Here is an 11743-nt window from a genome sequence, read left to right on the forward strand (position 1 = left end):
CCAGACATCATATCATGGAAGGTTCAGGCGAACAGAGCGCGTGCCTCGGCGAACGACAAAAGTCTGCGGCGACTCTCATCCCAGAGGTGGAGGTGCGCGCAGCGGAGACTTTGCCGAAGCGTGATGCGTTTGGTCTGTGCCAGAACCTCGTTATCCTCGATCACCTCTGGAAGGCGATAAAACGGAATTCGACTGGCCAAATGATGAACATGGTGGACACCGATATTGCCAGTGATCCAGCGTAGAACGCTCGGAAGCTCGTAATGTGAGCTTCCGTAAAGCGCTGCTTCGTGGATGTTCCAATTTTCTTCGTGCTGCCAACTGGTTTCTTCGAACTGATACTGGACATAGAAGAACCACATGCCGGCGACTGCACTCAAGAACATGGTCGGCAGGAAGACGAAAAGAACAACGTCCCATCCACCCTGCCAAATAATCAAGGTCAGCGCCGAACCAATGGCGGCATTTGTTCCCATCGCGCTCAGCCAGTATCGCCAGCCCGACCGCATTAAGTGAACGGGCAGTCGGTTCTGCAAAAAGAACGTATAGAACGGCACCACTCCGAACAGGAAAACTGGATTGCGGATAAGCCGATAGAGCGCCCGGCCGAGCCACCCCTTTTCTCGGTACTCCGTGACTGTGAGGGTCGGCATATCTCCGACACCCCGCCGGTCGAGGTTTCTGGTCGTGGCATGATGGATTGCGTGCGTTTTGCGCCAGACGTCATAGGGCGTCAGCGTGATCACGCCGATAACGCGACCGATCCAGTCGCACAGGCGCCGACTGCGAAACAGGGACCCGTGACCGCAATCGTGCTGGATCATGAACAGTCGGACGAGGAACGCCGCATTCACCAGTGCCAGGGCCATTGCCAGCGCCGTACTGATCGAGAGCATCCACCAGGCGACCGCCCATATTGCCACGAACGGTGCCACTGTCACGGTCAGCTCGAAGATACTTCGCGAATGGATTGGCTGTCGGTATTTCGCCATCGCCCGCGACCAGTCTGACGGAGCCAAATTGGGCTCTTCCCGCATCAGATCAGTCTGACCGGCAGCATTTCGCGTGCCCGGCTCCTTATCCGTAATGGACGAGGCCCGCGCTTGTACTGGGGGCTGCGGCGCGCTCAGAGGCTGAGCTTTGCGGACTCGGTTGGTGGTCTGATCCGGTATCTCTTCTCGATCTCGCCCTTGGCGACGACTGTTGGTTGAATGGGACGAAAGCTTCATCGGCAATAGAAATCCTGTTTGATTGAGCGTTTACACTTGCGGCCTCCGAACGGAGTTGCCACCAGCGATGATCTGGTTGATGAGTGCCGCAACAGATCGGTGCATTTCCGTTTCGGCCTCCGATCCCTTTGCGTTCTCATGGGTTGCTGCGGCGTCGCGAAGAACACCTACGATCTCATGCTCCGGCAGCAGTCCGCCATCGTTCATGGCAAGCAGAAGTGCTTCGCAGATTGAAAGGGCGGCCTGTCCTGAATGCTCGTTCGCCGTAGACATCTTCGGAATTCCCTTCTTGTTTCGCGATCTAGGCTGAATTCGCGCCGGACCTATCCGTACTTCTCGCACGAAATGAGCTATGCTGGACTGATCGAGAGCAGTTGAAGAAACGATTTCCACGCGGCTGACGGAACTGTCAGGGAGAAGCTATGACACCATTCGTGACCAGCCCCCTGACCCGCAAACTTTCGGCCTTTGTCGCTTTGTCAAAGGCGGAGTTGGATGTGCTCAAGCGCCTGCACCAACGTCGCCGCTCTTTCGTTGCGGGGCGTGATATGGTGCATCAGGGCCAGTCGACTCAGGCCGCCTATATTCTATCCGCAGGTTGGGTCTGTTCCTACAAGCTCCAGCCTGGCGGGACACGCCAGATCGTGGATTTCCAGGTGCCGGGGGATTTTCTGGGACTGCGCAGCTTGCTGTTGCGCACCTCGGATCACAGTTTCGAACCTATCGTGGAAATTGAGGCCGCTGAAGTGTTGAAGAGCGACCTTCTTAATGCGTTCGCGCAGACCCCTCGCTTGGCGACCGCCATACTCTGGGCGGCGTCAAGGGATGAGGCGATGGTGGTGGAACATCTCGTCGGGATCGGCAGACGCGATGCTGACGCCCGCATGGCGCACTTCCTGCTGGAACTGGGATCGCGGCTTGTGCTGGTGGGAATGGGGACTGAGGATGGGTATGATTGCCCGCTGACCCAGTATCACCTGGCAGATGCCTTGGGGCTTAGTGCGATTCACGTGAACCGCGTCCTGCGGCAGCTTCGCGAGAACGGACTGGTGACCTTTCGGGACGGCCGCGTGACGTTTCACGACTATGAGGGGCTGGTGGAACTTGCCGAGTTCGATCCGGCGTATCTGGATCAGAGCGGCCCGCTCCTGAAATGAGAGGGCCGCCCTCCGCTAAGCGAGGGGCGGCCAAGGTTTGCATCAGGTGTCGGATGTCATGAGAGCTTCTCGCTCGCCGCATCAAGTTCCTTGTTGGCCTCGGCGTCGTTCTTCGCCGTGTTCGCCTTCTCGGCTGCCTGGTAGTGCCTCAGCGCCGCATCCTTCTTCGGGCCGGCGGGCGCCTGGTCACACGCGGCTTTCACGGAGGTCATCTTCTCGGCAGTCTTGTTCTGTTCGGAAGTCATTGGAATTTTCCTTTCCTGGACGTTCCGAGAATAAGAAGCGTGCCGACATGCCGACACTGTAGGGCATCGACACGCCCACACGCTTCTCGGGTACTCGGAAAAATGCACCACCAAATATTCGGCGGGCACGTCTCTTCTAACCGTGCCAGAGCCTCGCCGCACTGACGCAGGTTAGTCCCGGCGCCCGCGGCAGGTCGATTGCCTCTGCGGTTCTTAAATCACCACAGTTTGCTGGTGGGAAATCCTCAGCCAGGTGTCCTCATCATTGAGGTACGTTGAGGCGCAAAGCGCTTTGTAGATCGGCACGTCGGTTTTTTCAGCCGAGACCCGGTAAGTGAGGATCGCGATGTCACCGCATCGCGTCACGCGCCGTTCGGCCATGACGACGGAACGCCAGCCGGTCCTTTCGCGAAGATGGGGCCAGATCTGGTCGCCCTGGAGGATGCCGGGCGGATAGGGGAAGACCATAACGGCGTTGGTTGCTGTGGTCGCCTGCGCACTGTCGGCGCCGCTGGTCCAGAACTGTTCCTCCATGTCCCAGAGTTTGCCCTGTTCGTGTGGAGAAAGCGTACCGGACTTGTGCGCTGCATGGTCCGGTCTCCTCGCGGTCGCGGTTGAAACGGTCATTCGCCTGACCCCGACCCGCCAACCATGAACATCTGAAACAGCACAAAGATGATCGCGAGCACCGCCCAGATCGCTCCGCTTGTTCCTGGGCGGCCATCGGCCACCGTCGACGCAGTGCGCTGCAGGGCACCTGACGTCCGGCCTTCAGGAAGCAGCTGGCTCAAGTCTCGTGCGACCCTGCCATGATCGCTTGCGAGGGTGGGAACATCCTGAAACCGGGCAAGCAGCGTTCCCAACCGCGCGCGCGCGCCGTCGTGTCCTAGCGTGACCAGTTCAGCGGTTTCGTTCCATGGATCGAGACCGAGCCGCGCGAGCGTGGAGAGCACAGTCACGGCATAGCCGTTCCGGTCCTCGCCGACGGTAGCATGGAGAAACCGATCAAACTCGGGCGGGTGCGGGTTGAGAACATTGAGGTCGGCCATCGCCAATCCTTTCAAGGGTTGCAGGAACGCAGATCGCCCCTGTTTCCCAAAGGATACGCGCAGGTCGGTCTCGCCGCCCTTACACAGGTCAGTGCGGGCGACTGCCCAAAGGACGGGGTCGCAGCCGGTTCGGTGCCCGGGACTAACATGCGTCAGCACCAGTCGGACGATCCCGAGGTACAAGACACTAAATCGTTCGACTGGTCAGGTCCGGAATCCAAGGGGCCGTCAACAGTGGCAAGCGACGGATCTGCCAAAATCGTGGAGGCCAGAGATGAGCGTGCGTTCATCCAGTTTGAGGGTGACTTTCCTGCACCCGTTCAGCCTAGCCGATTTTCCGGACGAACTTCCGGCCGGGGACTACGAAGTCCTGATTCAGGAACAACTTCTCCGCGGGCAAGGTTTCGAAACGTATCAGAGGACGGCGATCCATATGACCGTTCCTGGCAGAGGAGATCGGGCGGGTTGGATGGAACTGTACAAGATATCAGAGCGCGACCTGAATGAGGCGCTGAGCCGGGATCAGGGTCCCACTGAGATGAACAACCACAGCGAAGCGGCGCTTTCTCCGCAGGAGGACTTGAAATGAATACTCCCGAATGGCTCAAACCCGGCATCTATGGTGCTGTGATCGGTGCTGTCTTTGTCGGCGTCGTCGGATTTTCATGGGGTGGCTGGGTGACCGGCGGCACCTCGAATGACAGGGCGGTGGCGATGTCACGTAACGATGTCGTCGCCTCAATGGTACCGGTCTGCCTCGACATGGCGCGGTCAGACCCGGCTCGGGCGGACAAGCTTGCAACGATCCGGGCAGCTTCAACCTACCAGAAGCGCGACGCTCTCATGACAGCCGGCTGGGCGACGATGCCAGGAACCGATGCCCCAGACCGAGACATTGCGCAAGCCTGCCTGAAGGAACTGGACCTCTGAGGTCATGCCGTTCAGAGCCGACGATGTGATGGCGCAAACCGGGTCGCACCGTCAAACGCGCGAGCCAGGCATCGCCCCGAGTGCCAAAACCGAGATAGGAGCTTGCGATGCCTTCTGATGATAATGGACCGGAAGATCGCGGACCTTGGAAAAACAAGCAGACCCGCGTTCCCCCTGAGGTTGATGCAATTCTCAGGCGGGGCCGGGATCGGCTGCACGGCATCCTGCCGGACGGTCTGCCACCGGTGAAGCGTCTTGCAATCGGGGCCGCCATTGCGCTTGCGGCGTTTGGGGCGTGGACCTCATATTACACGGTGCCGAGCGACTCCGTCGCAATTGTCCAACGGTTCGGGAAGTACGCGGCCGAGGTCCCTCCGGGGCTGCACTTCAAGATCCCGTTCGGGATTGACGTGACCACGTTGGTCCCGGTCAAGCGCCAGCTGAAACAGGAGTTCGGGTTCACGACTCCGGGTGCCTCCGATCCCTATCAGAGCCCGACGGACGGTCGCCGCGAGACCGAGATGGTGACTGGCGATCTCAACGCCGCGCTCGTGGAGTGGGTGGTGCAGTACCGGATTTCCGAACCTCGGAAATTTCTGTTCGAGGTGCGTGAGCCGAGCGCGACCCTGCGTTACGTCTCGGAGTCCGTCATGCGCGAAGTCGTGGGAGACCGCACAGTCGACGAGGTGATCACCGTCGGGCGCCAGGAAATCGAAAGCGAAGCCCTGCTGAAGATGCAGGCGCTCGCGACCAAATACGCGATGGGCATCAGCATCGATCAGGTACAGCTGAAGAATATCAATCCGCCCCAGCCGGTTCAAGCCTCGTTCAACGAGGTCAACCAGGCACAACAAGAGAAGGAGCGGATCATCAACGAGGCCCGCCGCGAATACAACCGCGTCATACCTCTGGCCGAAGGCGAAAAGGACCAGCGCATCCGCGAAGCCGATGGTTATCGCCTGAGGCGGATCAACGAAGCCGAGGGCGATGCGGCCCGATTCATGGCGCTCCTCACGGAATACCGTCTGGCGCCCGAAGTGACCCGGCGCCGGATCTACATCGAAACCCTTCAAGATGTTCTGCCGGGAATTGGCTCCAAGATCATTGTCGACGGGTCCACGGCAAGCATCCTGCCGCTTTTGAACCTTGACCGACAGACAGGAGAGCAACGATGAAAACCCTTTCGCTTATTGCCTCGGGGATCGCGGTTGCCGGGGTCGTCGCTGCGTCATCCGCCGTCTACACGGTCGGCGAGGTCGAACAGGCCATCATCACCCAGTTCGGCAAGCCGGTCGGCGCGCCGATCACCGAGGCTGGTCTCAAGTTGAAACTCCCCTTCGTTCAGGAGGTCAACCGGATCGACAGCCGGGTTCTGGAGTGGGACGGCTCGCCGTCGGACATGCCCACCAAAGACAAGCTCTACATCTCAGTCGATCTCTTCGCGCGCTGGAAGATCACCGATCCTCTGCAGTACTTTCTGCGCCTGCGCGACGAGCGCAGCGCCCAGTCGCGCCTCGATGATATCCTCGGTAGCGAGACGCGGAACGCCGTCGCCAAGCACGAACTTATCGAGATTGTGCGCACGACCAGGGGCCGGACACCTCTTCGGGACACGCTTCTGACTGATCAGGAGCTGGCGCAGGACATTGGCGCACTGGTTCCCATCACCAAGGGGCGGGCGCTGGTCGAGCAGCAGATCTTCGAGGCGGCCGCGGAAAAGGTGCGCGTTTTCGGGATCGAGCTTCTCGATATCCGCTTCAAACGCATAAACTACAACGAAAGCGTGCGACCCAAGATCTATGACCGCATGATCTCGGAGCGCCGGCAGATCGCCGAACGCTTCCTGTCTGAAGGCAACGGCGAAGCGGCCCGTATTCAAGGCAACAGGGTGCGGGATCTGAACAAGATCCAGTCCGAAGCCTATCGCGCCGTCGAGGAAATCCGCGGTGCCGCCGATGCCGCAGCAGCGGCAATCTATGCGGGCGCTTACAATGTCGATGCCGTTTCGGTCGAATTCTACGATTTCACCCGAACCATGCAGGCCTACGGCGACATGATCTCGGACGACACAACGCTTGTCCTGACGACGGACAGCGATCTGTTCCAGTTCCTGCGCGGCATGCAGGGCGAGGCAAACCCCTTCCTCGATCCCGGCAGTGACCCGGGCGACGGTGGCGTGGCGTCAACCGGCAGGGCCCGACCAGCGCAAGACCCCGCGACGCCAATCTTGACACAGACGGAGGTCGAAGCAGGCCGGTAGGTTCATGTTGGAAGGTTTCAAGCATGAATTGAGGGTATCAATTGGGAAGCACGTCAATGACATCTGGACCACCGAGGTCGGTTTCTGTCCGCTTCTGAGCAAGACACACCCACTTAAATTCCGTGCCCCTAACCTGGGTCAGCGCACGATTTACGCTTGGCTGTTAGGTAGATGGCAAGAGCTGGATCGCGATGAGGCGAGGGCCTGCCTGCACACGCTCGAGCACACGAGATCCAGCGTCACAGCATGCAGCGTGAAGGATGATACGCCATGACATCAGTGAAAGATCTTACCAAGACGGCCGCAGAGACAACCGATCTTGAACGTCGTGTACTGGCCCATGAACGGATCCTGCAAGCTCTGATCGCCTACATGGCCCGTACGGAGCCGCGGTTCATCGATCATTTGAGAGAACGGTTCGTGGAACCGATGAGATTGACCCGGCACGAACATGACCACCGCGAAACCGACGACTACGCGGAAGAGTTCATTCGCGCCGTGATGCTCCTCGGAGAAGTGCGCGCGCCCAACGCGAAGGAGCCGGAGATGACCGAAAAGCAACCTGAGCAACCGAAAAGCAGAGGAGAAAAGGGGTCTTTCATGGACCGGCCAACGCAGCGCGATTGGGTTCAGGTAAACGAAAGAAACGGCATCTGGGAGGTTAAGGTAGATGGTAAGTTCCGCGGCGACTACCACGAGAAGGAGCATGCCCTTGCGGCTGCGGCCTTGCACAAATTGTCGCCCCGATGACCGTTAGTACTCATCCGACAGTCCCACAGGACTTCTCGATCCAGGTGGCCGAGAACGAAGGCATGCCATCGAGATCGAACTCCAGGGGCTCCCCGCCAATGCCCGCTCGACGGTTGACCGGAACGCTGACGCTAGGGCTATCGAAGACCCGCGCGGCAACCCGCGGACTCTGGTCCGCCAAGGAACAAGTTGCGATGAAACATCCCTTGACGAGGCTGATCGCGAGGACGGCAGCCATAGCCGGTGTGATCGCCTCTTTCGCCTTTCCCGTGCTTGCGCAGGATGGAACCGGCCCAATGCCGGAGAACGCCCAGCCGCGCAGCTATGGCGGCGGATGGGTCTGCGATCTAGGTTTCCGTGTGGAGGGCGCCGAATGCCTGCCTCTCGATATCCCTGAGCATGCCTATCCAACCGGGCGCTCCTACGGGACGGGGTGGGAGTGCGACCGAGGGTACGAGGAGGTGGACGGGACGTCGTGCAATCCCATCCCGGTCCCCGCCAATGCCTTCCTCCGGTCTTCCGGCTACGATTGGCAATGCGAACGCGGGTTCCGGCAGGAGGACGAGGCATGCGTGCCCATCGTTCTTCCCGAGCGTGCCTACCTGACAGAAGATAACTCGGGGACGGGATGGACCTGTGATCGTGGCTATGAGGCTGTTGCAGGGACATGTTTGCCGATTGCTATGCCAGCGAACGCGTATCTGACCAACGCAAACTATGGAGACGCCTGGGATTGCGAGCGAGGCTTCGTCAAGATCGACGACCGATGCGACGCCGTTGTCGTGCCATCGCATGCCTATCTGGACGAGGCATCCTATGGACCGGGCTGGAGCTGCGAGCGCGGATACGAGCCGCTGAATGGCGCCTGCGTCGCCATCGATCTGCCAGAGAACGCCTATCTCGACCGATCCGGCAACCGGTGGAGCTGCAATCGAGGCTTCCGGCTCTCGGACGGGATGTGCATCCTTGGACGGTGATGCGGATGTTTCTCGTCGTGGCAGGTCCGGCATGCGCGTCCGCATCGGGTGCCGTCTGCGATACAGCTTCCCGCAGCCGACGCCGCTGATTGCGATGCTGAACGTCCACTACTCGCGCTTTGGCGATCTGGAGCGTGCCGATTACCTCGTGACGTCGCCAAGCGTGCCGCTCGAAAGCTACCGCGACGGCTTCGGCAACTGGTGTACGCGCCTCCTGGCTCCGGCGGGTGACTTCGCGCTGTCAACGGATGGCATCTTCCGCGACTATGGTCGACCCGATCCCGCGTCCCCTGGCGCGCAGCAGCACGCGGTCCAGGATCTGCCTTTCGAGACCCTCGTGTTTCTTCGGGGCAGCCGGTATTGCGATACCGATCTTCTTTCGGAGGAGGCGTGGCGTCTTTTCGAGACCACGCAACCCGGTTGGTCCCGCGTTCAAGCGATCTGCGATTTCGTGCACGGACATGTCCGCTTCGACTACATGCAGGCGAAAGCGACGCGCACCGCATCGCAGGCAATGGCCGAGCAACAGGGCGTCTGCCGCGACTTTGCCCATCTTGCCATCGCTTTGTGTCGCTGCATGAACATTCCTGCACGCTACTGCACAGGATATCTGAGCGACATCGGTGAACCTCTCCCTCATCCGCCGGGGGACTTCGCCGCGTGGATGGAGATCTTTCTCTCTGGCGAATGGCACATGTTCGACCCGCGGAACAACAAGCCGAGGTTCGCGAGAATTCTGATTGCACGCGGGCGCGATGCCGCCGATGTACCGCTGACCCAGACATTCGGTGAAAATACGTTAACGGAATTCAAGGTCTGGACGGATGAACTGGCCTGAATGATCTTGGCCTCCTTTTCGATACACCATCGTAAATCACGTCGCCAATCCCCATATATGAAGTACCGATGTCAAACATCCCGGTCCGTCATGGATGAGGAGTTGGCGCCGGCCAATCAAAGGATTGATGACATGTCCTTCAAGGACCTGACCGCCAGGGCTGCGGCTGCGTTAAAGCCCAAGCCTGCGAAAACAGCAACGACCCCTGCCAAGGAGACCGAGCCCAAGGCCGCTGGCAAGAAACCACCCGCGAAGTCCAAGACATCTTGAGATTTGCACCGGCCACGCGCCCAATTCTCAACGGGCGCGCGGACCACCCACAGCAACAAGGGAAAGGTCCATACTAATGGAAGAATTGACGAGCAAGACCATTGCGGTTTTTTCCCGCCCTTTCACCGTTCCGGGCTTCAACGAGATGCTTCCGGCGGGAGAGTACGAGATCGAAACGGAATTGGTTTCTCCCCCGGATCAACAGGATCCTGCAGCCTGGAAGGCCTCCGTCATGGTGAAACTTCATCCCCGGGCATCGCATCCTGGACTTGCGAGGACCCTGACCGTTTCTCTCGCTGACCTCGACCACGCGAGAGCCAGGGACAAGCTGACGGGCAGGGAGTTGTCCGACGTCTTCCTCGAGGAAATGCTGGCTGATCCGATGGTGCGTCTCGTGATGGAGGCAGATGGCGTCTCCGCCGCGCATCTGAGACATCTCTACTCCAGGCTCGGAACACCTGATCAGAGCTTGAATGTGCCGGTGCCGAAGAAGACCACCCAAAGGACGCAGGAAGAAGGTGCGATCCGGACCGCCGAAAACGAAGGTATGCCATCGCGACCGGACCCGGCGCCGTCCTTGCGCACCCGTCTGGCTGCGGGGGAAACGTGATGGCGGACGAGGCCATCGCCGAAGGTGACATACCGGACATCGCGACCCCATGGGCCGTGGGTGACGTTCCGCAAGACCGCAAATGCCTGCGATGTGAAACTTCGTTCTGGAGCGAAGGCTTCGGCGAGCGCATTTGCAGGCGCTGCAAGGGTCTGAACGCCTGGAGAAACGCCGTGCCCGTAAGCCCGGGCGCATCTCGCCGCCGCTGATCCCCACAGCCGCGCGCCGTCTTCCTCAAACCTAACTGGAACATCATTTTGGCCTGCCTCGACATCGTTCACACCACAACCTACCGATACCGTCACGAGGTGTCTCTCGGGCCGCACAGGTTGATGCTGCGTCCCCGCGAAACAAGGGAATTGCGACTACTTGCGCATGCCCTCTCCATTTCTCCAACGGCGACGGTAACCTGGGCGCATGACGTGGCCGGCAACGCCATCGCCACCGCCGTCTTTGACGGCCTGACAGATCATCTGGTGATCGAGAGCCGCGCTTCCGTGGAACTCACCGCGCCAGCCTGGCCGGTCTTTGCCATCGCTGCCTCGGCTGCCCAGTACCCCTTTGTCTACGCCGCCGACGAATGGACGGATCTGGGTGCATTGACGGTACCGCAATACTGCGATCCAGACGGCCGCCTTGCCCGATGGGTCGAGGGATTTGTCATGGCACGCCCGACCGACACGCTGTCTTTGCTGAAGGACATCAGCAACGGCGTTTCCACGCAAATTCTTTACCAGAGCCGCGATGACGAAGGCACCCAGTCGCCGATCGAGACCCTTGACCGGCGATGGGGCTCTTGTCGAGATTTCGCGGTCCTGCTTGCCGAGTCAGCCCGCCGACTTGGCTTTGGCGCCCGCATCGTCTCGGGCTATCTGTCCGATCCCGAAATGAGCCTCGTTGGGTCGCTGGGTTCAGGGTCTACCCATGCTTGGGTCGAGATATTTGTCCCCGGTGCTGGATGGATTGCCTTCGATCCAACGAACCGGAGCGTCGGGTCTCAGAACCTGATTCCAGTCGCAGTCGGGCGCGGCATTCACCAAATCGTGCCGGTCTCGGGCAGTTTTTCAGGAGGGAGGGGTGCCCTTTCTGATCTTGCGGTCGGAGTTGAGGTGCGACTTGCAGCACACGATGATGCAGCTGCTATGATGGATTCGACAGTTTTGTATTTAAATACAGAAGCTTAATGGATGTCGTGAGCGCTGTATATGCAACTTGAAGTCGCGCTATGGCGCGCTTCGCTCAGCGATTGGCGGTTGCGTCGATCTGGTCTATTTGAAGTCTGTTTGAACCTATGAATTCATTTTTTGCTCTAAAGCCCGTCATCGGGTAGCTCGCGATTTTGAAAGCGGCGATACGACGTTCCCTATCACAGCCGCGGTTCACCTTGCGATTTTGACTCTCGTCGCACCGAAACACGGTGCTGACCGA

The 11743-nt window shown here is 59.7% G+C and carries 16 protein-coding genes; 11 read left to right on the forward strand and 5 right to left on the reverse strand.

Annotated elements, in window-relative coordinates:
* Window positions 1-23 precede the first annotated feature (23 nt).
* Together AC2FLX_RS05105 and AC2FLX_RS05110 are read right to left on the reverse strand one after the other, a co-directional pair.
* Window positions 24-1037: a fatty acid desaturase gene (locus AC2FLX_RS05105; protein WP_496875388.1), complete on the reverse strand. Its 1014-nt coding sequence runs from the start codon at window positions 1035-1037 to the stop codon at window positions 24-26.
* 222 nt (window positions 1038-1259) lie between these two features.
* The gene (locus AC2FLX_RS05110) at window positions 1260-1502 is read right to left on the reverse strand and encodes a hypothetical protein (protein WP_274838673.1); all 243 of its coding nucleotides are present in this window, start codon (window positions 1500-1502) and stop codon (window positions 1260-1262) included.
* 149 nt (window positions 1503-1651) lie between these two features.
* Between AC2FLX_RS05110 and AC2FLX_RS05115 the strand changes: the two genes are divergently transcribed.
* A complete protein-coding gene (locus tag AC2FLX_RS05115) occupies window positions 1652-2386 on the forward strand; it encodes a Crp/Fnr family transcriptional regulator (protein ID WP_496807537.1) in 735 nt (244 codons plus the stop codon).
* Between the two features lie 56 nt (window positions 2387-2442).
* Here the strand turns inward: AC2FLX_RS05115 and AC2FLX_RS05120 are convergent, their stop codons facing one another.
* From AC2FLX_RS05120 to AC2FLX_RS05130, 3 genes are all read right to left on the reverse strand, one after another.
* Complete coding sequence (locus AC2FLX_RS05120; RefSeq protein ID WP_496807538.1) at window positions 2443-2631, reverse strand: hypothetical protein; 189 nt, start codon at window positions 2629-2631, stop codon at window positions 2443-2445.
* A 213-nt stretch (window positions 2632-2844) separates the two neighbouring features.
* Window positions 2845-3258 carry a hypothetical protein gene (locus tag AC2FLX_RS05125; RefSeq protein WP_496668433.1) on the reverse strand — a complete coding sequence of 138 codons (414 nt, stop codon included), beginning with the start codon at window positions 3256-3258 and terminating at the stop codon, window positions 2845-2847.
* Window positions 3255-3680: a hypothetical protein gene (locus AC2FLX_RS05130; RefSeq protein ID WP_496668431.1), complete on the reverse strand. Its 426-nt coding sequence runs from the start codon at window positions 3678-3680 to the stop codon at window positions 3255-3257. The genes AC2FLX_RS05125 and AC2FLX_RS05130 overlap by 4 nt, the downstream gene beginning before the upstream one ends.
* A gap of 274 nt (window positions 3681-3954) precedes the next feature.
* Between AC2FLX_RS05130 and AC2FLX_RS05135 the strand changes: the two genes are divergently transcribed.
* The 10 genes from AC2FLX_RS05135 (at window position 3955) to AC2FLX_RS05180 (ending at window position 11499) form a co-directional block, all read left to right on the forward strand.
* Window positions 3955-4269, forward strand: a complete 315-nt coding sequence (locus AC2FLX_RS05135; protein ID WP_496807539.1) for a hypothetical protein — start codon at window positions 3955-3957, stop codon at window positions 4267-4269.
* Window positions 4266-4610: a hypothetical protein gene (locus AC2FLX_RS05140; protein ID WP_298976163.1), complete on the forward strand. Its 345-nt coding sequence runs from the start codon at window positions 4266-4268 to the stop codon at window positions 4608-4610. The genes AC2FLX_RS05135 and AC2FLX_RS05140 overlap by 4 nt, the downstream gene beginning before the upstream one ends.
* Before the next feature lie 107 nt (window positions 4611-4717).
* Complete coding sequence (gene hflK, locus AC2FLX_RS05145; RefSeq protein WP_496807540.1) at window positions 4718-5785, forward strand: FtsH protease activity modulator HflK; 1068 nt, start codon at window positions 4718-4720, stop codon at window positions 5783-5785.
* Window positions 5782-6870 carry a protease modulator HflC gene (gene hflC, locus AC2FLX_RS05150; RefSeq protein ID WP_264773796.1) on the forward strand — a complete coding sequence of 363 codons (1089 nt, stop codon included), beginning with the start codon at window positions 5782-5784 and terminating at the stop codon, window positions 6868-6870. The genes hflK and hflC overlap by 4 nt, the downstream gene beginning before the upstream one ends.
* Before the next feature lie 270 nt (window positions 6871-7140).
* A complete protein-coding gene (locus tag AC2FLX_RS05155; RefSeq protein WP_496807541.1) occupies window positions 7141-7620 on the forward strand; it encodes a hypothetical protein in 480 nt (159 codons plus the stop codon).
* A 194-nt stretch (window positions 7621-7814) separates the two neighbouring features.
* On the forward strand, window positions 7815-8597 hold the full coding sequence (locus AC2FLX_RS05160) for a hypothetical protein (RefSeq protein ID WP_496809944.1): 783 nt from the start codon (window positions 7815-7817) through the stop codon (window positions 8595-8597).
* A gap of 31 nt (window positions 8598-8628) precedes the next feature.
* Complete coding sequence (locus AC2FLX_RS05165) at window positions 8629-9435, forward strand: transglutaminase-like domain-containing protein (RefSeq protein ID WP_496807618.1); 807 nt, start codon at window positions 8629-8631, stop codon at window positions 9433-9435.
* A gap of 346 nt (window positions 9436-9781) precedes the next feature.
* Window positions 9782-10315: a hypothetical protein gene (locus AC2FLX_RS05170; protein WP_496807543.1), complete on the forward strand. Its 534-nt coding sequence runs from the start codon at window positions 9782-9784 to the stop codon at window positions 10313-10315.
* A complete protein-coding gene (locus AC2FLX_RS05175) occupies window positions 10315-10524 on the forward strand; it encodes a hypothetical protein (protein ID WP_496807544.1) in 210 nt (69 codons plus the stop codon). Before AC2FLX_RS05170 ends, AC2FLX_RS05175 begins: the two co-directional genes overlap by 1 nt.
* A gap of 48 nt (window positions 10525-10572) precedes the next feature.
* Window positions 10573-11499, forward strand: coding sequence for a transglutaminase family protein (locus AC2FLX_RS05180; RefSeq protein WP_496807545.1), 927 nt, complete (start codon window positions 10573-10575; stop codon window positions 11497-11499).
* The last annotated feature ends 244 nt before the right edge of the window (window positions 11500-11743 follow it).

The organism is Ruegeria sp. YKSF57 (assembly GCF_059612585.1).